At 42.9% G+C, this 23,706-nt stretch carries 24 protein-coding genes and 5 tRNA genes; 17 read left to right on the top strand and 12 right to left on the bottom strand.

Features of this window, described 5'->3' with window-relative positions:
• Positions 1 to 401: 401 nt before the first annotated feature.
• On the top strand, positions 402 to 1,289 hold the full coding sequence (locus tag NX845_RS09400) for a TraB/GumN family protein (RefSeq protein WP_260256776.1): 888 nt from the start codon (positions 402 to 404) through the stop codon (positions 1,287 to 1,289).
• Between the two features lie 122 nt (positions 1,290 to 1,411).
• Positions 1,412 to 1,834, top strand: a complete 423-nt coding sequence (locus NX845_RS09395; RefSeq protein ID WP_076645986.1) for a hypothetical protein — start codon at positions 1,412 to 1,414, stop codon at positions 1,832 to 1,834.
• A gap of 85 nt (positions 1,835 to 1,919) precedes the next feature.
• Here NX845_RS09395 and NX845_RS09390 read toward each other — a convergent pair whose 3' ends face one another.
• From NX845_RS09390 to NX845_RS09380, 3 genes are read right to left on the bottom strand one after another with little or no spacing between them, the layout of a single operon-like run.
• Positions 1,920 to 2,756, bottom strand: a complete 837-nt coding sequence (locus NX845_RS09390; RefSeq protein ID WP_065682160.1) for a CsgG/HfaB family protein — start codon at positions 2,754 to 2,756, stop codon at positions 1,920 to 1,922.
• A 16-nt stretch (positions 2,757 to 2,772) separates the two neighbouring features.
• On the bottom strand, positions 2,773 to 3,183 hold the full coding sequence (locus NX845_RS09385; protein ID WP_065682161.1) for a curli assembly protein CsgF: 411 nt from the start codon (positions 3,181 to 3,183) through the stop codon (positions 2,773 to 2,775).
• A 10-nt stretch (positions 3,184 to 3,193) separates the two neighbouring features.
• Positions 3,194 to 3,670, bottom strand: a complete 477-nt coding sequence (locus NX845_RS09380) for a curli production assembly/transport protein CsgE (protein ID WP_260256775.1) — start codon at positions 3,668 to 3,670, stop codon at positions 3,194 to 3,196.
• Positions 3,671 to 3,984: 314 nt separating this feature from the next.
• On the opposite strand from NX845_RS09380, the gene NX845_RS09375 reads away from it, so the two are divergent.
• From NX845_RS09375 to NX845_RS09365, 3 genes are all read left to right on the top strand, one after another.
• Entirely contained in the window at positions 3,985 to 4,596 is a 612-nt protein-coding gene (locus NX845_RS09375) for a curlin subunit CsgB (RefSeq protein ID WP_102494493.1), read from the top strand.
• 82 nt (positions 4,597 to 4,678) lie between these two features.
• Positions 4,679 to 5,530 carry a curlin gene (locus NX845_RS09370; RefSeq protein WP_102512250.1) on the top strand — a complete coding sequence of 284 codons (852 nt, stop codon included), beginning with the start codon at positions 4,679 to 4,681 and terminating at the stop codon, positions 5,528 to 5,530.
• 493 nt (positions 5,531 to 6,023) lie between these two features.
• Positions 6,024 to 6,689, top strand: coding sequence for a LuxR C-terminal-related transcriptional regulator (locus NX845_RS09365; RefSeq protein ID WP_102512252.1), 666 nt, complete (start codon positions 6,024 to 6,026; stop codon positions 6,687 to 6,689).
• A 469-nt stretch (positions 6,690 to 7,158) separates the two neighbouring features.
• On the opposite strand, the gene NX845_RS09360 is transcribed toward NX845_RS09365, so the two are convergent.
• Positions 7,159 to 7,235, bottom strand: a tRNA-Pro gene (locus NX845_RS09360).
• A gap of 255 nt (positions 7,236 to 7,490) precedes the next feature.
• Between NX845_RS09360 and NX845_RS09355 the strand changes: the two genes are divergently transcribed.
• The 3 genes from NX845_RS09355 to rluF all read left to right on the top strand — a co-directional run bounded on the left by NX845_RS09355 (position 7,491) and on the right by rluF (position 9,651).
• Positions 7,491 to 7,631, top strand: a complete 141-nt coding sequence (locus NX845_RS09355) for a DUF3149 domain-containing protein (protein WP_004736246.1) — start codon at positions 7,491 to 7,493, stop codon at positions 7,629 to 7,631.
• A gap of 167 nt (positions 7,632 to 7,798) precedes the next feature.
• The gene (gene smrA / locus NX845_RS09350) at positions 7,799 to 8,380 is read left to right on the top strand and encodes a DNA endonuclease SmrA (protein WP_017076135.1); all 582 of its coding nucleotides are present in this window, start codon (positions 7,799 to 7,801) and stop codon (positions 8,378 to 8,380) included.
• A gap of 176 nt (positions 8,381 to 8,556) precedes the next feature.
• A complete protein-coding gene (gene rluF / locus NX845_RS09345; protein WP_004736244.1) occupies positions 8,557 to 9,651 on the top strand; it encodes a 23S rRNA pseudouridine(2604) synthase RluF in 1,095 nt (364 codons plus the stop codon).
• Between the two features lie 127 nt (positions 9,652 to 9,778).
• On the opposite strand, the gene ybaK is transcribed toward rluF, so the two are convergent.
• The 8 genes from ybaK to hemA form a co-directional block, all read right to left on the bottom strand.
• Positions 9,779 to 10,252 (bottom strand): Cys-tRNA(Pro) deacylase, encoded by a 474-nt coding sequence (gene ybaK / locus NX845_RS09340; RefSeq protein WP_017089051.1) that lies wholly within the window; start codon positions 10,250 to 10,252, stop codon positions 9,779 to 9,781.
• A 118-nt stretch (positions 10,253 to 10,370) separates the two neighbouring features.
• Positions 10,371 to 12,032: a bifunctional UDP-sugar hydrolase/5'-nucleotidase UshA gene (gene ushA, locus NX845_RS09335; protein ID WP_260256774.1), complete on the bottom strand. Its 1,662-nt coding sequence runs from the start codon at positions 12,030 to 12,032 to the stop codon at positions 10,371 to 10,373.
• 614 nt (positions 12,033 to 12,646) lie between these two features.
• Positions 12,647 to 13,501, bottom strand: a complete 855-nt coding sequence (gene kdsA, locus NX845_RS09330) for a 3-deoxy-8-phosphooctulonate synthase (protein ID WP_175400146.1) — start codon at positions 13,499 to 13,501, stop codon at positions 12,647 to 12,649.
• 22 nt (positions 13,502 to 13,523) lie between these two features.
• Positions 13,524 to 14,333, bottom strand: coding sequence for a SirB1 family protein (locus tag NX845_RS09325; protein WP_260256773.1), 810 nt, complete (start codon positions 14,331 to 14,333; stop codon positions 13,524 to 13,526).
• Positions 14,334 to 14,360: 27 nt separating this feature from the next.
• Positions 14,361 to 14,744 carry a SirB2 family protein gene (locus NX845_RS09320; protein WP_004736238.1) on the bottom strand — a complete coding sequence of 128 codons (384 nt, stop codon included), beginning with the start codon at positions 14,742 to 14,744 and terminating at the stop codon, positions 14,361 to 14,363.
• 191 nt (positions 14,745 to 14,935) lie between these two features.
• Positions 14,936 to 15,808 carry a peptide chain release factor N(5)-glutamine methyltransferase gene (gene prmC / locus NX845_RS09315; protein WP_065682165.1) on the bottom strand — a complete coding sequence of 291 codons (873 nt, stop codon included), beginning with the start codon at positions 15,806 to 15,808 and terminating at the stop codon, positions 14,936 to 14,938.
• Between the two features lie 5 nt (positions 15,809 to 15,813).
• A complete protein-coding gene (gene prfA, locus NX845_RS09310) occupies positions 15,814 to 16,902 on the bottom strand; it encodes a peptide chain release factor 1 (RefSeq protein WP_004736236.1) in 1,089 nt (362 codons plus the stop codon).
• A 28-nt stretch (positions 16,903 to 16,930) separates the two neighbouring features.
• The gene (gene hemA / locus NX845_RS09305) at positions 16,931 to 18,190 is read right to left on the bottom strand and encodes a glutamyl-tRNA reductase (RefSeq protein WP_004736235.1); all 1,260 of its coding nucleotides are present in this window, start codon (positions 18,188 to 18,190) and stop codon (positions 16,931 to 16,933) included.
• 160 nt (positions 18,191 to 18,350) lie between these two features.
• On the opposite strand from hemA, the gene lolB reads away from it, so the two are divergent.
• The 9 genes from lolB (at position 18,351) to NX845_RS09260 (ending at position 23,557) form a co-directional block, all read left to right on the top strand.
• The gene (gene lolB / locus NX845_RS09300) at positions 18,351 to 19,019 is read left to right on the top strand and encodes a lipoprotein insertase outer membrane protein LolB (protein WP_065682166.1); all 669 of its coding nucleotides are present in this window, start codon (positions 18,351 to 18,353) and stop codon (positions 19,017 to 19,019) included.
• Entirely contained in the window at positions 19,016 to 19,891 is an 876-nt protein-coding gene (gene ispE / locus NX845_RS09295; RefSeq protein WP_017071199.1) for a 4-(cytidine 5'-diphospho)-2-C-methyl-D-erythritol kinase, read from the top strand. The genes lolB and ispE overlap by 4 nt, the downstream gene beginning before the upstream one ends.
• Before the next feature lie 27 nt (positions 19,892 to 19,918).
• Entirely contained in the window at positions 19,919 to 20,863 is a 945-nt protein-coding gene (locus tag NX845_RS09290; RefSeq protein ID WP_012603389.1) for a ribose-phosphate pyrophosphokinase, read from the top strand.
• Positions 20,864 to 21,087: 224 nt separating this feature from the next.
• Positions 21,088 to 21,678 (top strand): aminoacyl-tRNA hydrolase, encoded by a 591-nt coding sequence (gene pth, locus NX845_RS09285; protein ID WP_010439162.1) that lies wholly within the window; start codon positions 21,088 to 21,090, stop codon positions 21,676 to 21,678.
• Between the two features lie 10 nt (positions 21,679 to 21,688).
• Positions 21,689 to 22,780: a redox-regulated ATPase YchF gene (gene ychF, locus NX845_RS09280; protein WP_054542532.1), complete on the top strand. Its 1,092-nt coding sequence runs from the start codon at positions 21,689 to 21,691 to the stop codon at positions 22,778 to 22,780.
• Positions 22,781 to 23,060: 280 nt separating this feature from the next.
• Positions 23,061 to 23,137 (top strand) — tRNA-Met (locus NX845_RS09275).
• A 77-nt stretch (positions 23,138 to 23,214) separates the two neighbouring features.
• Positions 23,215 to 23,299 (top strand) — tRNA-Leu (locus NX845_RS09270).
• Between the two features lie 29 nt (positions 23,300 to 23,328).
• Positions 23,329 to 23,403: transfer RNA gene (locus NX845_RS09265), tRNA-Gln, on the top strand.
• Between the two features lie 77 nt (positions 23,404 to 23,480).
• Positions 23,481 to 23,557 (top strand) — tRNA-Met (locus NX845_RS09260).
• Positions 23,558 to 23,706: the final 149 nt, after the last annotated feature.

The raw sequence follows: 23,706 nt of genomic DNA, 5'->3' as shown, positions 1-23,706 counted from the left end.
TTCACCCATAAATTTAAAAAATTGAGTAGAAGCAAAATAGAACGCTTCAAAAGTTAGATAAACTATATGGCCTTATTTTTCGCCGTGAATTAAATCAAGTTAATAAAGTGATCGACTTCAAATCTAAAAAATATTGATAAAATTAACCTGATTAAAATCATAAAGTTACCGACATCGACAGTTCCGTCAGTTTTATTTTGACGTAATATTTGAGAATTGAATCACAATCTTTTGAAAGGATTTCATAAAATCGTGTCGTTGTTACTGAGAAAGGTTTAAGAGTTTGTTGGTGTTGTTATACTTTTCGTACAAACAACGTGACATCGTTCTCAAAAAAAACCGTTAAAAAACACCGTCAAAATCGATTTTAACGAGTTTAAGACTTCCTAAAGGAGCTCCCTTTGCGCCCATTCTTCTACATGACTTTATTCGTTCTCGCTTTTTCAGCTAGGCAAGCGGTCGCTGAGCCCCTTTATTGGCAAGCAAAAAAGGATGAACTGACACTCACTATCTTAGGTTCCGTGCACGTTGGGGACGAGAGTATGTACCCACTTCCTTCAGCGATCATCAACGCGCTAAAAAACAGTGATGGGTTAGTTATCGAAACGGATATCAGAAAGTCTGATGGCGTTGTATATCCCCACAACAAACTCACCACAGCCGATGTGCTCAATGAAGAACAACTGCAATTATTAACCGACATATCAAAATCGTTGGAGATGCCGACGCAACAACTACTCAGCTCACCGCCTTGGGCGACTTCTCTCTCCATACAGATGCAGCAGCTAAAAAACCTTGGTTATGGCTCCGCCGGCGGCGTTGATGCGACGCTAGCTTACAAAGCGACTATCCAAGATGTTCCGGTTATCAGTTTAGAGCCACTACAATTCCAAATAGACCTGATGACAAAACAAAAGGATGACGGTAAGGAATGGTTAGTCAGTAGCCTCGAGGAATTTGACCAAACTGATCATGTGGTTCATTGCCTAATTGAAAGCTGGAAAGCGGGTGATTTAGCGAAGCTGGAAGCCTTCGCCGAGCTGTCTGAGATGTCGCCTGAACTCGAGAAAGCATTCTTAACTGACCGCAATATCGACTGGGCAAACAAGCTATCCGCCAATAATTGGAAACTCGATTCAAACGGGAATTATTTGATCGTGGTTGGCGCCTTGCACCTAGTTGGCGAAGGTAACCTTTTGCAGTTGTTAAAAGAGAAAGGTTTTAATGTCACTCAACAATCACAAAGCCAACAGGCTCAGTGTCAATTTGAGGCTAGCCAAAAAAGCTAACGATGCTCAACCTTATTGTATTCTCGTTATAAAAGCATTTCCTTAATAACAGAATTTTTACATTTAATAGCACCATTGCGGTGCTATTATCTTCCGCTCTTTTTACCTATGGCGTTGTTCTAATGAAACCAGTACTTTTTACTCTCCCTTTAGCTCTCTTGACCCTGATGCCCACGGCAGCGTCTGCCAAAGAAACTTGTACCATCGAACAGTTTCAAGCCATCGACATTCAGCCAGATACCAAAGGCGGCGTGCTAGATAAAGAAAGCGGACAGTTTTTGATTACTGAAAAGCCACCCATGCGATGCGCAAATATTACGTTCACGACGTCTACGACACGCAACCGTATCGCAAGCCAAATGAATGGTAATTTTGAAGCAAGCTTTTACGATGGCAAGACAGGTAACTCTCACTCGGTGACTTTTAACGAAGATGAAGTACAGGCAGGCTACATTCGAATTGGTCCAAATAACCCTGTTGAAGCTTATGTTTGCTTTGTTACCTCAGAGACGCCAATCAAGAACATCACTTGTGATGTGAAATAGAACATTGTTGATAGTCGAAGAAAAAACAGGGCTAAGGGAAAAATCCGTTTTCCGCATAGCCCTATTTTGCTGCTTACTCAGTTGACTAAAGGATGTCAGTGTCCGCGGCTAAGTAGCGGGCGATAATTGGATGTCTAATTGCATCAGGGTCACCTGGTGACCACATCCCACGTTTCATTCCCTTAACGATTAAGTGAATCACTGCCGCATCTATGGCTGACATTACCGCGATATTTACCGGCTCATTTTGGCTATAACCCATCTCAACTTCGAGTAACTCTTTGTAATCAACAAATCGAAAAGCACCGAAGCCAATTTCATGTGAGGAAATGGTTTTGGATGTCGTAACGCTCAACAAAACTTGCCCTGTTCTTACATCAACGGCTCTTAAGTTAACCGTCACTTGATCGGTTCTATACTGCCCTGAACCACCAATTCCCAAATACTTCGCACCCGCTCCACCTGTAACAATATTAGAGTCATAAGCAACAATACCGCCTTCAATAACGATATTCGCAGAGCTCAACGATGTTAAGTCGGCTCCGTGATTGTTCACTACCTTGTCTTTTTTCTGAGCAGCACGAATGATCTTACGTTCCGTCAATAGATTTTGGAGGCCTTCACGCTCTAGAGGAACAAACCACTGGGAATCTATCAGTGCAGTGGTCAGTAAAGACGTCCCACCCTGTGGCACCGCTGTCGAAAAGTTACTGTTTGGCTGAGGTTTATACTGTCCCGTTTGATCTCTAAAATCATAAACTGAGACCAGTATTTTACCGCGAGGTTGAGGCAATGAGATCAAGTCCGTATAAGTCGATCCTCTCGGCATCAGCTTTGGCGTTTCAGAAGTCTCTGGAATTTGCATAGAGTAAGTGCACCCTCCCAACACAAAGGTCAAGAAGACGATAATGATCGATTTCATAACACAATCCTTGTGATTAGAGGTCGGGGTTTAATCCAGATACACTGATTTCTGTCGATTCTCCTGTCTCTTTATCGACAATTTGAACCAACAAAGTCCCTGAGTCATCCACAATATTCAGGAAAAAATCGTCAGTTTCCAACTGCCCCGTGTTTCCATTACCCACGTCAGCAAGCAATTGGCTAATTAAGCGGGACTCTAAACTCGAAGCTAGACGATCTAACGCAGACTCTTGTTCATCAAAGATATCCCTAGCATTAGGGTCTTCAAAATCATTGATGGCATTAGCGTGATTAAAAAGGTGGGAGCTGTTTAGAGCATTTCCGCCAAAACTTGGGTTTACGGGCGTATAAACCAACTCGCTCGAGTAAACCGAAGGCGAAGCGAGCAACGCAATAAGCACAGCCTTTCTGAAAAATATCGACATCCTTGGCTCCTTAAAATTCATCATGGTCTAGATCGTAAGTGTCCTGAAAGATCCGTTCCGCTTGCCATCGGATGATGTAATTCCCAACCACTCGTGTTGCATCGGCAGCGCGTTCTTTCGCTTGTCTACGACCAGGGGACAACGCCGTACGGAAGATCGATTTTCTAGAGTGTTGAACCTCTATGATGCTTCCTGATAACGCCGTTGGCCTTTCTTTTACCGTCAAATTTTCCTTAAGGTCGGGATAACTATCATTGAGCGATTGCGAGAAGAAAAAATAGAAATCCTCTCCCAACCGCGTAATGGTTCTGTCCACAATGATTCCATCGACTTCACTGAAGTCATTGAATTTTTCCTTAAGATTATTTGTCGAATCCTCAAGTTTTTGTCCATTTTCTAAAGGAGCAGTATTTTCAAGACCATGACTCTTTTCTTCTGCATGAAGAGCAAAGGAAAGCAGAGTTATTGTAAGCAGCTTGATTTTCATTTGTGCTCCCATTCAAAGTCCATTTAAAAAATGAGAATGTGATTCGTTGAAACTGAATAAAGCGTAATTCATGCTTACAGTGGCATATATAAACTTTCGAATTAATTACTTAAGGGAATTGATTAACTAAGGTTGGTAGGAATCGGTCAAATACTAATTAAATTTCATATGAACAACTAAATATTTTCAACTTTAAGTTTATAGCTGTTAGTAAATTCAAGACCTAGGATTTCGATAAGACAAAGGTTCACTCATTCCCTTACGCAGTTTATTTTCGTAGGGATCATAATCACGAACACTTTAAGGTAAAGATGATGATAATTGGGAAAGCATCACTTATCAGCTTAACTTGTTTATATTTTTTATCAGGAGGTTTTAATAATGCTATCGCGTCAGATATCGAAGGGGATTTTTTACATAATGTTAATCAAGATATAGTCAATGATTATAATTATTTAGAAAGCTTTTCTTCTGGAGATTTAGATAATTATTCAGAATTAAATATATCCAATGCTACTGATTCAATAGCAATAATAAAGCAACGCAGTCCTGGTATTACCGCGAACAACAGAGCGAAGATAACACAAAGCGGAAGTTCTAACTCCGCATACATTGGTCAAACAGGGCGCAACAATATCGCCTTAATAGACCAGAATGGTTCAAATAACGATGCCGCAATTGGGCAACTCGGAGTAAATTCTGAAGCGCTTATTTCCCAAGACGGGAATAACAATTTAGCAGTTATCGGACAAGATAACTTCTCAAGGCAGAGTAGTCAGCTAAGCATTGACCAAAAAGGCAATGGCAATACTGCTTATTTGGTTGGTTCTGGAAGAAGTAATTTAGGAATTTCTCAAGACGGCAATGACTTTGCTTTAGTGAAAGCGTCTAGCTCAATGAGAATCTACATCAATCAAGCAAATTAGCGCGCAGTATGGAAGCTTGATTCAAGTTACTTTGTACTAAGTAACAACAACGTCGACATGGAAATGTATAAGGATACAACTTATGAAACTTACGCAAATTGGAATTATAGTCGGTGCCATTATTGGTTTTAACGCAGCTAACGCAGATCCACTTCCAACTTCAGCCCCAGAGCCAGGCCCTGGTGTTAAAGAAGGTACGACAGATCTTGGTATTGCAGGCAAAGTAGCAGCTATTGAGCCCTTAGCGATGGACAATACTGCTGTTTGGCAAATGGGTAATGGCGATCATGCGAATGTGCTTATCAATCAAAATACATCAGGAGTAACAGATGGCCATGTTGCACTCGTGAACACACATGCTAGTTACAAGTCTGATGTAGTAATTGAACAAAGTGGTAACCTCAATGAAGCACATGCCAAAATACGTGGTGTAAGAAATAATGCTCTGATTGATCAAGACGGTTTACACAACCAAGCTAGAGTCAAAGTGCAGCGTGGAGGTCGACTAAATGATCTACGCGTCACTCAAATGGGCGATGAAAACATTTCAGTCGTAAAAGCTAAGGGCGGTGCCGACCGAAACGAAGCTGACGTTTATATCAATGGTAACTCCAACACTACTTACACTGAGTTCAGTAATAGCAGTGTAGATAGAAATGACGTTGCTATCGACATTTGGGGTGACGGAAACTATGTCGAGACTATAGTTAATACAGATGTAGGTGGTGGTGACAGAAATGATGTCGATATCGATCTAATGAACAGTAACGATAACCGTATATTTACGTTACAAACGGGCTCTTATTCAAATGCAACTGTTGATTTAACCAACAGTAACATGAACCAACTTATGGTTGAGCAAACCTCTTATGATAATGCCGTTGTTTTAGGTAACGGTGCTAACGGGAACGTTGGTCTAATTTACCAAAATTAATATGAGACTTAATACTTTTATTAAAACGGCGCTGGTCGCCGTTTTATTTATTTCTTATCATTTAAATGGGGTTTCTTCCGATTTAAATCCAGTACAGTGCCAGATAAAAAATAACGACCTTATGCTCACCGTTAATAACACTATGGTATCTTCATTTACGGTAAGTACCAGCACTGGCTCTAGTTTCACGCAAAATACAAGCAGCGGTACAACGAAATTGATTCTTAATATAAACCAGTTCCCTGCAGTTATAAAATTCCATCCAAATAAGGCAGTATGGAAAATTAATAAAGGTTGTAAAATCAATCAGATAAAAAATAAAAAAACCTAATCACCCCCCTTCACTTAAGTATTAATTCACCTTCTACAATACTATTAAGTCAGTTTCATAACTTTGGTGAATATTTAACCTTAAAAGTTAGCAAAATAACAATGCGTGCTATAAACTATTAAACCTATAGTTCAAGTTATGAATTGAGAAAAGGAGTTCCATATGGCTAAGTTGGAGGCTCACAACGCCATTTTACTTGCGGAAAACAATTTACAATCAATACTACTTAAAGAGTCTATCGAGCAGAAAGTTAACTTAAACATAAAACTCATCCCCCCCGAAAGGATCAATATTAAGTCCTTAAAAAACGAAGACTTAGTACTGATTATTATTGATTTCCCAACGATGAGTAAGCAGTACATTGAAAAATACCAAGAGCTAAGGAATGAGGCAGAAAGTGACGTACATGAAGTGTTACTCAATACACCAAACGACTTTTCACATTCTCAAATGCTTAAATGGCAATACCTCGTCGGAATTTTTTATACTTCAGACACACTTGAAAAGCTTGTGGCTGGTTTTAACTGCATTCTACAGGGTGAAATGTGGGTGAGCAGAAAGTTGATCTATAAATACATCCGGTTTTATAGAGATCGACAATGTGCAAAAACCAGTCCCCACTACCTCAAACTGACAAAACGTGAACAGCAGATAATTAAATTGCTTGGAGATGGAGCTTCTAACACCCAGATAGCTGACACGCTTTACGTCAGTGAGAATACGGTCAAAGCACACCTTCACAATACATTCAAAAAAATCAAAGTGAAGAACCGCTTACAAGCTCTAATTTGGGTGAAGAATAATATTGCAACGAGTGAATTCGTTTAATAGAAGCGGGTTAAAACTTAGATATTACCAGTATTCAATCGAAGCCGCTGTAAACCAGAATGAGCAAGCCATTGCTCCTTCATATTATAAGGCGCACTACGATTTTCTTTAATATGCTCAGCGGAGAGCCTATTTTTGACGTCATGCTCCCTTAAGCCCTTCTCGCTCACCAAGCGACTACTATCCCGAAATGCAAAAAAGTCGTAGCCCTTCTCTATAATGAATGGTCTACGGCTTCTTTAATGTGGCGTTGAAGAGCTTATTTTGAACATCAGGCGACCCCCACTTAGGTTCAAACCCCATTTCCCATACCCTGAAACGACGAAAGCCTACTCAATGAGCAGGCTTTCTTTAATACGGTCAGTGAAGAGATTGTTTTGAACATCAGGCGAACCCGTTGACCAAGTGATTATCTTTATCCTGAAATGCAAAAAAGGCTTCTCATTTCTGAGAAGCCTTTTTCTTAATGTGGTCGGTGAAGAGGGATTCGAACCCCCGACCCTCTGGTCCCAAACCAGATGCGCTACCAAGCTGCGCTATTCACCGAGATATCTAACTGGCTGATTGCCTGTCGATGAAGCGTATAATACGGATTCTGAATTTATGCGCAAGAGCTTTTTTCACTCTTTTTTACAATATCGAATCGTTCGAACAAAAGACGTACAACCTAACGGCTAATGTGACGAAAAACACACACTCACCAACAAGTATTTAACTTATGAAACAGGATTGATCCAGATCAGTGAATTGATAACGCTACTTAATACACTGAGCCATGTCATATAACTTTGAGGTATACACATGGACTTTTGGCTAGAACTCCTATTTGGTAATGCAGTGGGGCTATCTTCAATGATAGTAATATTCGGGGCTCTGGGTCTCATGATGTTCTATGGAGGCTTCTTCATCTACAAAGTTATGACTGAAAAATCTCCTCACTAGAATCGCTCAGCCTAAGTCATCTACTTTTAAGTATCATTTTCTTTGGGTGGATGTAAAAACGCTTTGCACCGGAGCAGACTTATTGTCTTCTCCGGTTTTTTCATTTTTAAACCCGGCCTCAACTTAGGTATACTTACCCTATCCTTCTCCAACTTGAGATACACACTATGTCTCATGATGACGACTTAGATCTATTCCAAGAAATGATGGGCGATGTTAAACGTATCGACCATGACACCGCCGAACACCAGAAAGTACACCGAGTCACAGAATCTCACCTTGCTAAGCGTGAAGCTGCTATGTGGCTGTCTGACGACGAGAAAGACTACTTATCATTAGACTACTCACCAATGATCAAGCCAGACGACGTCATTGCTTACAAGAAAGATGGTGTACAAGAAGGCGTATATAAAAAGCTGCGCTTAGGCAAATACCCTATTCAGGCCAAACTCGACCTTCATAGGAAAACACTGAAAGACGCTCGTAACGAAGTACTCTCATTTTTACGCCAGTGTTTAAGAATGGATGTGCGCACCGTTATCATTGTTCACGGTAAAGGTGAGCGCTCGAACCCACCAGCAATGATGAAAAGCTACGTGGCGAATTGGCTCACGCAAATTAACGACGTTCAATGTGTTCACTCTGCTCAGCAATTTCATGGTGGTACTGGCGCAGTCTACGTTATGCTCAGAAAGAGTAATGAGAAAAAGCTAGAGAACAGAGAGCGCCATCAAAAACGCACCAGTTAACTGGTTGAAACAGATAAGTGCACTGATAGCGAATTGCATCAAGATCGATATTTCGTGCCTAGACTCACACCAAGTGCTAAAATTGTCCTCAGTTAACGAATCCCAACTTAAAGCAACTATCCAAAGGTTGCTTTTTGTTTATCTATATTTCCGTTGTGAAACGCTAAGAGAATATCATGTCACAAGAATCCCAAGCTAAACGCCTTAATAAATACATCAGTGAAACTGGTTTTTGCTCACGCCGCGAAGCCGACAAACTCATTGATGCAGGCCGAGTTACTATTAACGGTAAGATCCCTGAAATGGGTACTAAAGTCTTGCCCGGTGATGATGTTGAGATCGACAATAAACCTGTTCGCTCAAAAGAGAAGCCGATCTACATTGCTCTTAATAAACCAACAGGCATCACCTGTACTACTGAACGTGATATTCCTGGCAACATCGTCGACTTTATCGGCCACCACAAACGTATTTTCCCTATTGGTCGTCTAGATAAGCCTTCTGATGGTCTTATCTTCTTGACCAACGATGGCGACATCGTAAACAAAATCCTACGTGCCGGTAACAACCACGAGAAAGAATACGTGGTGCGTGTAGATAAGCCGATTACGACTGAGTTCTTGAAGCAGATGGGCGCTGGCGTTCATATTCTCGATACTGTTACCTTGCCATGTAAGGTCGAGAAAGAAACCAAATTTTCGTTCCGAATCACACTAACGCAAGGCCTTAACCGCCAAATTCGCCGTATGTGTGAAGCATTAGGTTACGAGGTATTTAAGCTGCGCCGTGTTCGTATTATGAACATCTCATTAGACGGCATTCCTAACGGGAAATGGCGCTACCTGAGCGACGAAGAGATCACTGAAATTTTAGCGATGTGTGAAGGCTCTGTAAGTACTGAAGATGCATCAAAAATGAACGCGAAAGGTCAACGCATTCGCAAAGCGACAGACGCAAAACTTTTTGATAGCCGTGAAGAAAACCAAACTTCCACAGCGCGCCGTAATCAAAACGAGAACCGTACTCGCACCTATCGCGGTAATAATGCGGATGAATTCCGTCATGCGCCTAACTCGAAACGTGGCCGTAACTCATCGAATGGTGAAAGCGGTGGCAATACCGAGAACTGGAAATCGAACTCTCGTTCAGAGCGTTCTAATTCAGATAGAAACAGTTCGGATCGCACCCGCACAGATCGCAACAATAACGATCGTCGAAGCGGTAAGCCTGCACCGAAGCGTGTTGGTGGTACTTTAGGTCTGAAGAAGTAGTCATAATTCGTCCTCAATGTACAAGCACATTTCAGGATAGACACTCAATATAAAAGCGCCCGCTAGGTTAATCTAGCGGGCGTTTTTGTTTGTCATTCGGTAGTTGTATCATCATGACGACGACAATCTATAAACATAGATCAGCAAACTGACCGCGAGTCAGTAGCGCTAAGTCTTTTGGGTCGAGTTCAATTTCTAGCCCGCGCTTCCCTGCACTCACGCATATCGTTTCAAAACCTGTCGCGCTGGAATGAACAAAGGTAGGCAAGGCTTTTTTCTGACCAAGAGGGCTGATCCCACCCACCACATAACCCGTGGTTTTCTGAGCAATATCAGGGTTCGCCATCTCTGCTTTTTTGCCTTTTGCCGCTTTTGCCGCAAGCTTCAGGTTTAGCTTCTGATCAACGGGAATAACGGCAACAGCTAAATCTTTAGCGACGCCATTCAAACAGAACAAAAGCGTTTTAAATACACGTTTGGGATCTTGACCAAGCGCTTCGACAGCCTCTAATCCATAATTCGTGTTATTCGCATCGTGGTGATATTGATGCACGCTATGAGCGATTTTCTTTTTCTTGGCGAGATTGATTGCAGGGGTCATAACAAATCCAAACGATAGATAAACAAAAAGCGACGCCGAGGCGTCGCTTTAGTTAAATTTATCATGGTGCTAGAGTCAATCTAATTTAGCACCTATTGATTCAATTAACTGGGTTCAGTTACTTGTAAACCATTTGACCTGAAGGTGCGTACTTGTTCACGTCAACTGGGCTGTTCGCTTCTAGGTACTCTTTCAGTACTTCAGCATCAACAAAACCTGTGTTCACGTAACCAGGGTGATCTGACAGTTTAGGGTAACCGTCGCCACCAGCCGCGTTGAAGCTTGGCACTGTGAAACGGTATGTTTCGTCTAAACGAAGCTGTTTGCCACCGATGAAGACATTCGATACTTCACCGTTTGCTACTGTCATTGAAATGCCAGCGAACTGCGCGTAAGCACCAGAATCGATTGGTTTCGTCGCCACAACGTTTAGGTAATCTAGAACTTCTTTACCTGTCATGTCTGTATAAGTCAGGATGTTTGCAAAAGGTTGTACCTTCAATACATCTTTGTAAGTGACATTGCCCGCTTCAATTGAGTCACGAACGCCACCAGAGTTCATCACAGCGAAGTCTGCTTGTGCACGCTCCATGTGAGAAGTCGCAATCAAACGACCTAGGTTAGTTTGTTGGAAACGCACCACGTTACGATCGCCTTCAAGCTTGCCATTTGTCTCAGCAATTTGAACTTCTAGCTGTGCTTGACCTTGCTCTTGGAAAGGACGTAGGAATTCAAGCAACTCTGGATCTTGTGCGATCTCATCTTGAATAAGAACACGTTGCTTCTTACCGTCAATCTTAACTTTCTTCTTAAGGTTAACTGGAACCAGATCGTAGCTCACCATCTCTAGCTCGCCGTTACGGAATTCGTAATCAGCACGACCTACGTACTTGCCCCACTCGTGAGCTTGAACAATGTAGGTACCGTTCTGTACGTCTGGTTTACACTCATCACCCGGCTTGAAGTTTTTCTTCGCAACGTTAGGGCCTTCCATACATACAGGCTCTTGAGAGTGACCACCAACGATCATATCTAGGTCGCCTTCGTTTAGGTAACGAGCAAGTGCTACATCACCCGGTGCGTTAACACCACGTTGGCCGTTTTCGTAGTGCCCCATGTGAGTCACAGCGAAGATTAAATCTGGCTTCTCTGTTTCTTTAAGTTCAGCGATCAGCGTCTTCGCTTCTTCTTTAGGGTCACGGAAGTCAATGCTCGCGATGAACTCAGGGTTACCGATTTTTGCCGTATCTTCAGTGGTTAGACCGATAACAGCAATCTTGATACCTTGCTTTTCAAACATCTCGTAAGCTTGGAACTTGCGTTCACCTGTTGCTTTGTCATAGATGTTTGCAGATAGCATTGGGAAGTTAGCCCAGTCGATCTGTTTTTGTAGTACGTCTAAAGAGTTATCAAACTCGTGGTTACCCAATGCCATTGCATCGTAACCAATTTTATTCATACCTTTGAAATCAGGTTCTGCATCCTGAAGATCTGACTCTGGCACACCCGTGTTGATGTCACCACCAGATAGAAGCAACACGCTACCGCCTTCTGCTTCAACTTCAGCACGAAGTTGGTCAACAAGCGTTTTACGCGCAGACATGCCGTATTCACCGTATTTGTTCTGCCAAAAGCGACCATGGTTGTCGTTAGTGTGTAGAACCGTTAGCTTGTAAGTTTCGTCTTGGTTCCAATCTTGAGTTGATTGAGACGCACATCCAGCTAGAGTAGCTAGGATTGCAGCACTTAGTGCTGTCTTTAGAATAAGGCGTTGCTTCATTGTCATACCTTTGAACTTTTTAGGGGAATCCACTGCTTTTTATAATCTATTGCGACCCCTTTCCTGGAGTTCGAACAATAAGACTTCAACATGACTAATCTTAAATTAACATTCTAGATGTAACACGACGATTTCATATTTATGTCGAATTGGTCACGCATAGATCGGCAGTTAAGTGTAACAAAATTATGAGATTACACTCAAACTTCCCCTGCATCACAGGCAATCGTTTACTTATAAAGTGTGATGAACATCAGTAATTTACTATAAACAGGACAGACCTCACACACCCATACCACTTTCTTAGGGAATCAAAGGTTCTGTTAACAAAGATTTAATCATCTGCCGTTGATTAGTACCTTGAAAAACAGGTTAGCTAACGACTACACAGCTTAGTCATCGAAAAATAGCTTAGTCATAGTCAAAACAACTTAGTCATCGAAAAACAACTTGGTCATCGTCAAAATAGGCCGAGGCTTCAGTGAACTGAACGGATGTCCCGTTAAAAAAAACGCCCAACTCTAAGAGTTGGGCGTTTTTCTTATGCTGTTAAATAACCACTTAAACTCACTAACATTAGCGATTTAATGCTCGTTATTTAGCATCAGCCAAAGCTATTTGATATCGATGTGGTCGAAGCCTTTGATAAGGTCATCAAGTGCTTTCATCTGCTTCAAGAACGGCTCTAGTTTATCTAGAGGTAGCGCCGATGGGCCATCACAGCGTGCTTGATCTGGGTTAGGGTGAGCCTCAAGAAACAGACCCGCAATACCCGTCGCAATGCCAGCTTTAGCTAGTTCAACCGTTTGCTCACGACGACCGCCAGAGGCAGCACCTGATGGATCACGCATTTGAAGCGCGTGAGTCACATCAAAGATAATTGGGCTGCCGTTTGATGATTTTTTCATTACACCGAAACCAAGCATATCAACAACTAAGTTGTCATATCCCATGCAAGAACCACGTTCACAAAGAATGATGTTGTCGTTGCCACACTCAGCAAACTTATCAACGATATTACCCACTTGATCTGGGCTCATGAACTGAGGCTTCTTCACGTTGATTACAGCACCGGTCTTAGCCATCGCTTCAACAAGGTCAGTTTGACGAGCAAGAAACGCTGGAAGCTGGATTACATCAACCACATCTGCAACAGGCTGAGCTTGTGCTTCTGTGTGGATATCCGTGATAATTTTCACGCCAAAGGTATCTTTCAGTTCTTGGAAGATTTTAAGACCTTCTTCCATACCTGGACCACGGTATGAGTGAACTGAGCTGCGGTTTGCTTTATCGAAAGACGCCTTAAATACGTAAGGGATGCCCAACTTCTCTGTGACTTTCACGTAATGCTCACAGATCTGCATTGCTAGATCGCGAGATTCAAGAACGTTCATGCCTGCAAATAGCGTAAATGGCTTGTCGTTAGCAATTGGCATATCACCAATGTGAACTGTTTTCTGTTCCATCATATTCTCTCTAAATAATTATTAATTAGTGAACAACCACTGTCTTTTCGTTCATGACGTTCACTTGAGATTTTAGCAACTCAGATGCAGGGTCATCTGGGCATTGGTCGATAAAGTATTGATAATCCGTTGCTGCAACTTGATGACAGTCTAGCTGCTGATAAATAAAGCCGCGGTCACGGATTTCATACGGATCATCCGGCACAAAGGTTAACGCAAGATCAGTACACTTCAATGCAAGCGTATAACGCTCTTCTCGCAATAATGCACTCTTAAGCAACGCTAGCCACTTACCAATAATCGTTGGGTGATCGGCAACCTCTAAGTGTTCCGCTTTCACCTTAGCGAGTGGGCCATCATGTCCGATTAACCAAGCTCGTAAAGTTTGTACGCCAACATACTCACCGTTGTAAGGGTTAATATAGACGGCTGCTTGCCCGTACCAACTCACTTTTAGCAAGAATTGAGTTGGGAAAGAGACGCCCTCTACAGGGAAGCCTAGCTTGCGACTTAGAAAAAGAAAAATCGCACCAAGACTCACTGGGATGCCTTTCTTTCTCTCGAGCACTTTATCGATGAATGCGTTTTCCGAAGAGAAGTACGCATCTTTATCGCCAGCAAAACCCCACTCGTAAAAGAATAGTCGAATAAAAGATTCAAACTTCTGCTGCTCATCGGTTTCATTAACCAAAGCAAACTCAGCGTCTTTTAACAATCTCGCCAGTTCTTGCTCAGCCCAGCTGTCTTGAGTTTCTGGGTTAATCGCTTTATTTAAGATCAATGCACCTTCAGCTAACTCTAGCTGGTCAAAGTCTTCATCAAAAAATTCGTACATACGTAACTAACCGAAATAAGGAGATAATTAACCGAAAAATGTTGGAGTCTTTGTCATTGCGATTTTGCCCGCCATTGCTAGCCAGCCTAGAGCGCCAAAGAATGAGAAAACTCTTAATAGCTTGTTCTTACCTAACTTAAGCGCAAAGAAGCCCAATGCGATGTAAGCCATTACACAGGTCAGTTTTTCAGTTAACCATGGTGCCGCTGGTGTAAATGGAATAAAGCCAGTAATAAAAATCAAACCAATACCCGATAGCAACAGTAGCGAGTCATTGATATGAGGGAAACGCTGCAAGAAAGGATGCTTAAGTTTTGGTGAGTTAACCATCATCAGAGCGAAACGAATCGAAAGAAGTAGCGCGCTTATAGCAATCGTTAGTAGGTGAAAATGTTTTAAACCTTCGTACATGGTATTCCTTTATATTTTTATATGTGCTTTCGTTAACACGAGCCAAACAATACCCGTTAATGCCCTGTATTTCTGCGTTAATTCTCTGTATTTCCGCGTTAAATGCATTATCGAGTTCAGTGTATTGTCGAGTCAAAGGTATCAATTTAGCAAGTTCATCATCTATTGCTCACAAGATGATTAACAGCAGCCTATGAACAGTAACGACCCAATGTCACTCGGTCATTACCACCGTAATCTTTTTCTGTAACGACATCTAAATAACCCAGTTGTTGCATTATCTCACGTACCGCCAAGCCTTGGTCATATCCGTGTTCAAATGCTAGCCAGCCTTCGTTTTCTAAAAAATCGCGTGCGTTTTCAGAAATGTATCGAATATCAGCTAAACCTTTCTCTTCAGCAACTAACGCGGTGATCGGTTCAAAACGCACGTCACCTTGAGATAAGTGAGGATCGTTCTTCTCAATGTAAGGTGGGTTAGAAACAATCAACGAGAACTTCACAGCTTCTTCTTCAGAGCTCGCAGAGTTCAAAGGCTCAAACCAACTGCCATGTAAAAAAGTGGCGTTAGTGATATTTAATCGCTGAGCGTTTTCTGTAGCAAGTTGCTGCGCTTCAGGGCGAAGATCAATACCCGTCACTGGTCGATTCGGCATCTCAGACGCCAATGCTAACGCGATAGCACCTGTGCCCGTGCCTAAATCTAGAATCGCACCTTGTTTGCCGTAGGTTTTATCCAAAGCGACTTCAACCAAACGCTCGGTATCCGGGCGCGGGATTAAAGTAGAAGACGAAACCTTTAACGGCAGCGACCAAAACTCACGTTCACCAACAATATAAGCCACAGGCTCACCGGTTAAGCGACGTTTTAGAAGGGTATGGAATTCGGATTCTTGTTCTGAAGTGAGATGCTTCTCAGGCCAAGTCAGTAGGTAAGATCTAGGTTTATCTAAAGCGTGACAAAGCAGTACCGCAGCATCAATCGAGGGCGATGTGTTATCGCCCTCTTGAAGCTGTACGATTGCTGACTTTAAAGCACTTTCAACCGTATATGCTGACTGCATAGTAATTAGTTGTGCTCAGCAAGTGCTGCTAGTTGATCGGCTTGGTGCTCTTGTAGAACAGGATCAAGTAGGCTTTGCATATCACCTTCCAGAACTTCGTTCAGACGGTAGATAGTTAAGTTGATGCGGTGATCAGAGACACGACCTTGAGGGTAGTTGTACGTACGAATACGGTCACTACGGTCACCAGAACCTAATAGGTTACGACGTGTATCTGAAATCGCAGCAGCACGACGCTCTTCTTCAGCTTGAACGATACGAGCCGCAAGAACAGCCATCGCTTTCGCTTTGTTTTTATGCTGAGAACGCTCGTCTTGACACTCTACTACGGTACCGGTTGGCAAGTGAGTAATACGGATTGCTGAATCCGTGGTGTTAACGTGCTGACCACCCGCGCCAGATGCACGGAAAGTATCAATCTTAAGATCGCCAGCTTTAATTTCTGGTAGATCAGCTTCTGGGATCTCAGGCATAACCGCAACAGTACATGCTGATGTATGAACACGACCTTGAGACTCAGTCTCAGGTACACGTTGTACACGGTGACCGCCAGACTCGAACTTCATTGTGCCGTAAACAGCGTCGCCACTGATTTTAGCGATCATCTCTTTAAAGCCGCCCTGCTCTGAAACATTGCTGCTCATCACCTCAACGCGCCAACCTTTTTTCTCGGCAAATCTAGAGTACATGCGGAAAAGGTTACCCGCAAAAATACCCGCTTCATCACCACCAGCACCGGCACGAATCTCTAAGAAACAGTTACGCTCATCGTTTGGATCTTTTGGAATCAGAAGAATTTGCAGCTCATCAGTCAGACGTTCAATGTTCGCTTTCGCATCTTTGATCTCTTCTTGAGCCATTTCGCGCATTTCTGCGTCGTCTTCATTTGCCATCTCTTCAGCAGCTTCTAAATCTTCTTGAGCTTGCTGGTATGATTTGAAGCACCCCGTCACCTCTTCTAATTGAGAATACTCTTTTGACAAGGCACGGAATTTGTCTTGATTCCCAAGTACACCGGGATCACCAAGTAGATGTTGAACTTCTTCATAGCGTTCAACAAGTGTTTCAAGCTTTATTAGAATCGAGGCTTTCATAATGTCTTATTCTGTTGGAGGTCGAATATTATTGAGGGTTTTCTAAGCCCAAACTCTGTCTAATGACCATTAATTTTGCAGGTTCTCCTTGCTCAGCTGCACTTTGAAGTGCACGCGTTGGAGCATGGATCAATTTGTTTGTGAGCTTATTACTTAGCTCAAGTAAGACTTTCTCAGGGTCACCGCCAGCGGCAAGTGATTGTAAACTCTTACTTAATAAATCTTCTCGGATTTCATTGGCCGATTTACGGTAATCACGAATACTGTCTACCGCTTGCAGTGAACGCATCCAACTCATAAACGCGGCGCTTTCTTCACTAACTATTGCTTCAGCTTGAATCGCTTCTACTTTTCGTTGTTCAATATTGCCATCAACGATCGACTGCAAATCGTCAACGGAATATAGGTAAGCATCATTCAGATCGCCGACCTGAGATTCCACATCACGAGGAACTGCAATATCAACCAACAACATAGGTTGATGTTTTCTTGTCTTAAGTGCGGTCTCTACCATGCCCTTACCAATAATAGGCAGCGGGCTTGCAGTTGAGCTGATCACGATATCCGCTCTATGCAAATGGTCAGGAATCTCATTCAGACTGATCACTTCAGCACCAAACTCTTCAGCTAGCCCTAAAGCACGCTCACGAGTTCGGTTAGCCACTATCATCTTAGTGCAGCCATTCGCAGAAAGGTGTTTAGCCACCAATTCAATCGTCTCACCCGCACCAACCAATAACACGGTTGAATCGGCAATCGACTCAAAGATGTGTTTAGCTAACGTACAGGCTGCGTAAGCAACAGATACCGCGCTTCCGCCAATTTCAGTTTCAGTTCGAACACGCTTGGCGACAGAAAATGATTTCTGGAACAGTTTTTCCATTGAAGCATCAACAGATTTGTTCTCTCGCGAGTCCGTATAAGCTTGCTTCACCTGACCTAAGATCTGCGGCTCACCCAATACCAAGGAGTCCAAACCACAAGCTACGCGCATTAAATGTTTAATCGCAGCCTGCTCTTCATGGATATAAATGCTGGGTTTTAGCTCTTCAGGGCTAACTTGATGGAAAACTGACAACCAATCGATGAGCTTGTTTTTTGCCACGCCTTTGACGTCACAATACACTTCAGTTCGATTACAGGTAGAAAGTATGACACTTCCATTTACGTGTGCATTTGCGTTAAGTTGCTTGAGTGCCTCAGATAATTTATCTGGACCAAAAGCGACTTTTTCTCGCAATTCAACCGACGCTGTATTGTGATTGATACCTACGGCAAGCAAAGACATGTATCAGAAGTTCTCGATCAGGGAATGGAAACAAGGGGCGAATTTTACTTGATGCATGGCTCTATTTAAAGAGCAAGCGGGATTTGTTTTCCTGACTTCGTGAATTCAATGCTATAGTTGAGACGTTTTTTAGATAAATTTGAACAAGTTGTGAGCAAATATGAGCAAGCTTCGTAAAATCACGTCTCTTATTTTTATAACCATAATTATGGTGGGTTGCTCGTCTATCCCAGAACAACCGACCAGCGTCGAGTGGCAAAGTCACCAAGATCGGCTTTTACAGATAGAAAACTACCAAGCCTCAGGCAAGCTCGCTTACATTTCTCCAGAGCAACGCCAAAGCCTAAATTTCATTTGGAAGCATTCACCAAATCAGAGTCAATTAAGACTGACCACTTTCCTTGGTCAAACCGCCTTGAACCTCACCATTGATCCATCGGGTGCCAAGGTAGTCACTTATGATGATCAGGTGTTCACTCACGCAAGTGCATCTGTATTGGTAGAGCAACTTACTGGATTACAGATTCCCATTGACCATCTACCACAATGGTTCCTTGGCATTCCAGACCAAGCCGATAGCTACCAATTGAACACCACCAACACGCTTGAATCTCTCACCAAACAAGTTAGCAACCAACTATGGACACTGAATTTTGATAACTATCGAAATACAGAGATGCCGAGTAAACTATTATCTGGTGAAGACAACAAGAACTCTAGTGAAGACAACACTAAGGTAGAGACAATCCCACTCCCTACTCGATTGTCATTCAAGCAAGACGAGAACAAAATCAACATTGTAGTTTCGAAGTGGACACTGAAAAAATGATAACAACGCCAACCCACTGGCCTTCTCCGGCTAAACTGAATTTATTTCTTTATATCACTGGTCGACGTGACAATGGTTATCATGAACTTCAGACCTTATTTCAGTTTGTCGAGTTTGGCGATGAGCTAACAGTTAGTGCAAATCAAGAAACCAGTGCGATCACAATAACCCCTGAAATCCCAGGTGTTGCACTGGAAGATAATCTAATTTGGAAAGCCGCCACTGCCCTCCAACAATATACATCGACCTCTTTCGGTGCGGATATTGAACTCAAGAAAGTGTTGCCAATGGGAGGTGGCATTGGTGGGGGCTCTTCAAATGCAGCAACCGTGCTGGTCGCGCTTAATTATTTATGGCAACTCAACCTCTCTGATGATCAACTTGCCGAAATCGGTTTGCAGCTAGGTGCTGACGTTCCGGTCTTCGTTCGAGGCCACGCGGCCTTTGCCGAAGGGGTTGGAGAACAGCTACAGCCGGCTAATCCGGATGAAAAATGGTATCTCGTCGTTAAACCTCAAGTGAGCATAGCAACTGTAGACATATTCACACATTCAGAATTAACTCGAAATACGCCGAAGCGAGCACTAGCAACGCTTCTAGAGCAAGAATACGTAAACGATTGCGAAAAAATTGTGCGAATGCTGTACCCAGAGGTTGATAAGCAACTTTCATGGCTGCTACAATACGCGCCGTCGAGATTGACTGGTACGGGTTCATGCGTTTTTGCTGAATTTAGCAGCAAAAAAGAAGCCGAATCGGTGCTAGAGCAACTGCCTGACACAGTTTCCGCGTTTGTCGCGAGAGGACGAAACATTTCGCCTTTGAAAGAAACTTTGGCTGAATACCAATCAGCCCACCCACAATCTATTTAAAACTGGACGCAACCCGAGGTTTCCACCGTGCCTGATATGAAGCTATTTGCTGGTAACGCAACACCTGAACTAGCCCAACGTATTGCTGATCGTCTATACATCTCTCTTGGCGATGCTACTGTAGACCGTTTTTCTGATGGCGAAGTCGCTGTTCAAATCAATGAAAACGTTCGTGGTAGCGATGTATTCCTGATTCAATCAACTTGTGCACCAACCAATGACAACCTTATGGAATTGGTGGTAATGATTGACGCAATGCGCCGTGCTTCTGCTGGCCGTATTACTGCTGTAATCCCTTACTTCGGTTATGCCCGTCAAGATCGTCGTGTACGTTCTGCTCGTGTGCCTATTACTGCAAAAGTTGTTGCAGATTTCCTTTCTAACGTTGGTGTTGACCGCGTTCTTACTATCGACCTACACGCAGAGCAAATCCAAGGCTTCTTCGATGTACCTGTTGATAACATCTTCGGCACTCCAGTTCTTCTAGAAGACATGGCTAACCGTGGCCTAGAAAACCCAGTAGTAGTTTCTCCAGACCTTGGTGGTGTTGTACGTGCTCGTGCAACCGCTAAAGCGCTAGGTGATGTTGACATCGCTATCGTTGATAAGCGTCGTCCACGTGCTAACGTTTCTGAAGTAATGAACCTGATCGGTGATGTTGAAGGTCGTGACTGTGTTATCGTTGATGACATGATCGATACTGGTGGCACACTGTGCAAAGCAGCTGAAGCGCTTAAAGAGCGCGGTGCTAAGCGTGTATTCGCTTACGCTACTCACGCTGTATTCTCTGGTACTGCTGCAGAAAACATCCGTAACTCAGTTCTAGACCAAGTTATTGTTACAGATTCAATCAAGCTTTCTCCAGAGATGGCTGCGACAGGCAAAGTTACTGAGCTAAGCCTTTCTCGCATGCTTGCTGAAGCAATTCGCCGCATCAGCAACGAAGAATCAATCTCAGCGATGTTTAACTAATCAAAGCTCTATAGCTTTGTTGTAGAAAAGCTTTGTTTTAGAAACTCGTGAGAGAGACACATTAAGCACTTCATTGAATGAAGTGCTTTTTTTATGTCTAACCAATATTAAGCCGCAATTCACCACAGTCAGGAATCATCGTGTTGCTATCAGCTAGCTCGCACCTTTTTCATAAACTGTGATATCATACGGCGCTTTTTGAAATCCCAAGAGAGATCCATACCTTGAGCCAACAAATAAAACTTCTCGTTGGACTGGCTAATCCAGGTCCAGAATACGCCAAAACTCGCCACAATGCGGGTGCTTGGGTGGTTGAAGAATTAGCGCGTGTACATAACGTGACACTGAAGAACGAACCAAAGTTCTTTGGCCTAACGGGTCGTATCATGGTTCATGGTGAAGATCTTCGCTTGCTGATCCCAACGACTTTTATGAACTTGTCAGGCAAAGCTGTTGCTGCCTTAGCAAAGTTCTACCAAATTAAACCAGAAGAGATCATGGTCGCTCACGATGAGTTAGATCTTCCTCCTGGTATTGGAAAGTTTAAAAAAGGTGGTGGTCATGGTGGACATAATGGTCTGAAAGACATCATCAGCAAGCAGGGTAACAATAAAGAATTCTATCGTCTTAGATTAGGCATTGGCCATCCAGGACACAAAGATAAAGTTGCAGGTTATGTATTAGGCAAAGCTCCTGCGAAAGAGCAAGAGTGTATCGAGGCTGTCGTTGACGAATCGGTTCGTAGCCTAGACATCTTATTAAAAGATGGCCTACCAAAAGCACAAAATCGCTTACATACGTTCAAAGCAGAATAAGGTTTATATCATGGGTTTTAAATGTGGCATCGTTGGTCTACCAAACGTTGGTAAGTCAACTCTGTTTAACGCACTGACTAAAGCAGGCATCGAAGCAGCAAACTTTCCATTTTGTACAATCGAACCAAACACAGGTATCGTTCCGGTTCCAGATCTACGCTTAGATGCATTAGCAAAAATTGTTAATCCACAGAAGATCCTTCCAACGACAATGGAATTCGTAGATATCGCAGGCCTAGTTGCTGGCGCATCTAAAGGTGAAGGTCTAGGTAACAAATTCCTAGCTAACATCCGCGAAACTGATGCTATCGGTCACGTTGTACGCTGCTTTGAAAACGAAAACATCGTTCACGTTTCAGGCAAAGTATCTCCAATCGAAGATATCGAAGTGATCAACCTTGAGCTTGCTCTTGCCGATCTAGATAGCTGTGAACGTGCAATCTTCCGTAATGCTAAAAAAGCAAAAGGCGGAGATAAAGACGCTAAATTTGAAACTACAGTTCTTGAAAAGCTTCTACCTATCCTGACTGAAGGTGGTATGGCTCGTACTGTTGAACTTGGCAAAGAAGAAGTAGCAGCAATCGACTACCTTAACTTCCTAACGCTTAAGCCAACAATGTACATTGCAAACGTTGCTGAAGATGGTTTTGAAAACAACTCTTACCTAGACGCCGTTCGCGAATATGCAGAAAAAGAGAACAACGTTGTTGTTGCTGTGTGTGCTGCAATCGAATCTGAACTTTCTGAGCTTGACGATGAAGATCGTGAAGAGTTTCTAGCTGACATGGGTATTGAAGAACCAGGCCTTAACCGAGTGATCCGCTCTGGTTACGAGCTACTGACTCTTCAAACTTACTTTACTGCCGGTGTTAAAGAAGTTCGTGCTTGGACTATTCCTATCGGTGCAACAGCACCGCAAGCAGCTGGTAAGATCCACACCGACTTCGAGAAAGGTTTCATCCGTGCAGAAGTAGTTGGCTACGAACATTTCATCGAATTTGGCGGCGAAAGCGGAGCAAAAGATGCAGGTAAATGGCGTCTTGAAGGCAAAGAATACATCGTTAAAGATGGTGACGTAGTTCACTTCCGCTTCAACGTATAATTCTGATTAAACATCTAGAAAAAAGGCCAGTGAATTCACTGGCCTTTTTGTTTTGCCCCTTTAGAAATAGCCCCACATCCAAAACTTAACTTCCTATATATATCGCCTTTTAGACCTGTTTTTTGTCGACAAATACACCTCTTTGCCTAAAAAGAAACCGAACAGATGTTTATTCGCGATTTATTCAAAAAAAAAGTTGACGGGTTTCGCTCAACTCCGCATAATGCGCCCCGTTCACAACGAAGCGGCAACGTCTCGAAATGAGCAACAATTTGGAAATGGCTACTTAGCTCAGTTGGTTAGAGCACATCACTCATAATGATGGGGTCGCAGGTTCGAATCCCGCAGTAGCCACCATTCTTTCTTTATGAAAGAAAAAGTACAAACAACGTTATATTGAATTACCAATATCGATATAACTATAAAGATTTGCTGCGGTCGTGGCGGAATTGGTAGACGCACCAGATTTAGGTTCTGGCGCCGAGAGGTGTGAGAGTTCAAGTCTCTCCGACCGCACCATTATTGAGATGTCTTAATTGATATCATGTTGGGCTATCGCCAAGCGGTAAGGCACTGGCTTTTGATGCCAGCATTCCCTGGTTCGAATCCAGGTAGCCCAGCCACAATTTAAAGTGTAATTATCTTTAAAAAGATAATGGCATTGGAAGCGAGATTATATTATATTACTTCGCTCTCAGATGGCTACTTAGCTCAGTTGGTTAGAGCACATCACTCATAATGATGGGGTCGCAGGTTCGAATCCCGCAGTAGCCACCATTCTTTCTTTATGAAAGAAAAAGTACAAACAACGTTATATTGAATTACCAATGTCGATATAACTATAAAGATTTGCTGCGGTCGTGGCGGAATTGGTAGACGCACCAGATTTAGGTTCTGGCGCCGAGAGGTGTGAGAGTTCAAGTCTC

The sequence above is a fragment of the Vibrio sp. NC2 genome (genome assembly GCF_025195005.1).
Lineage (GTDB): Bacteria > Pseudomonadota > Gammaproteobacteria > Enterobacterales > Vibrionaceae > Vibrio > Vibrio splendidus.
The sequence above is the reverse complement of the archived record's forward strand: the minus strand, read 5'-3'. Positions and strand labels throughout refer to the sequence as shown.

Bases quoted from the DNA above. Each gene is read 5' to 3' on its own strand.
- NX845_RS09395 (WP_076645986.1), top strand. From the start codon at position 1,412: ATGAAACCAGTACTTTTTACTCTCCCTTTAGCTCTCTTGACCCTGATG.
- NX845_RS09390 (WP_065682160.1), bottom strand. From the start codon at position 2,756: ATGAAATCGATCATTATCGTCTTCTTGACCTTTGTGTTGGGAGGGTGC.
- NX845_RS09385 (WP_065682161.1), bottom strand. From the start codon at position 3,183: ATGTCGATATTTTTCAGAAAGGCTGTGCTTATTGCGTTGCTCGCTTCG.
- NX845_RS09380 (WP_260256775.1), bottom strand. From the start codon at position 3,670: ATGAAAATCAAGCTGCTTACAATAACTCTGCTTTCCTTTGCTCTTCAT.
- NX845_RS09375 (WP_102494493.1), top strand. From the start codon at position 3,985: ATGATAATTGGGAAAGCATCACTTATCAGCTTAACTTGTTTATATTTT.
- NX845_RS09370 (WP_102512250.1), top strand. From the start codon at position 4,679: ATGAAACTTACGCAAATTGGAATTATAGTCGGTGCCATTATTGGTTTT.
- NX845_RS09365 (WP_102512252.1), top strand. From the start codon at position 6,024: ATGGCTAAGTTGGAGGCTCACAACGCCATTTTACTTGCGGAAAACAAT.
- NX845_RS09355 (WP_004736246.1), top strand. From the start codon at position 7,491: ATGGACTTTTGGCTAGAACTCCTATTTGGTAATGCAGTGGGGCTATCT.
- smrA (WP_017076135.1), top strand. From the start codon at position 7,799: ATGTCTCATGATGACGACTTAGATCTATTCCAAGAAATGATGGGCGAT.
- rluF (WP_004736244.1), top strand. From the start codon at position 8,557: ATGTCACAAGAATCCCAAGCTAAACGCCTTAATAAATACATCAGTGAA.
- ybaK (WP_017089051.1), bottom strand. From the start codon at position 10,252: ATGACCCCTGCAATCAATCTCGCCAAGAAAAAGAAAATCGCTCATAGC.
- ushA (WP_260256774.1), bottom strand. From the start codon at position 12,032: ATGAAGCAACGCCTTATTCTAAAGACAGCACTAAGTGCTGCAATCCTA.
- kdsA (WP_175400146.1), bottom strand. From the start codon at position 13,501: ATGATGGAACAGAAAACAGTTCACATTGGTGATATGCCAATTGCTAAC.
- NX845_RS09325 (WP_260256773.1), bottom strand. From the start codon at position 14,333: ATGTACGAATTTTTTGATGAAGACTTTGACCAGCTAGAGTTAGCTGAA.
- NX845_RS09320 (WP_004736238.1), bottom strand. From the start codon at position 14,744: ATGTACGAAGGTTTAAAACATTTTCACCTACTAACGATTGCTATAAGC.
- prmC (WP_065682165.1), bottom strand. From the start codon at position 15,808: ATGCAGTCAGCATATACGGTTGAAAGTGCTTTAAAGTCAGCAATCGTA.
- prfA (WP_004736236.1), bottom strand. From the start codon at position 16,902: ATGAAAGCCTCGATTCTAATAAAGCTTGAAACACTTGTTGAACGCTAT.
- hemA (WP_004736235.1), bottom strand. From the start codon at position 18,190: ATGTCTTTGCTTGCCGTAGGTATCAATCACAATACAGCGTCGGTTGAA.
- lolB (WP_065682166.1), top strand. From the start codon at position 18,351: ATGAGCAAGCTTCGTAAAATCACGTCTCTTATTTTTATAACCATAATT.
- ispE (WP_017071199.1), top strand. From the start codon at position 19,016: ATGATAACAACGCCAACCCACTGGCCTTCTCCGGCTAAACTGAATTTA.
- ychF (WP_054542532.1), top strand. From the start codon at position 21,689: ATGGGTTTTAAATGTGGCATCGTTGGTCTACCAAACGTTGGTAAGTCA.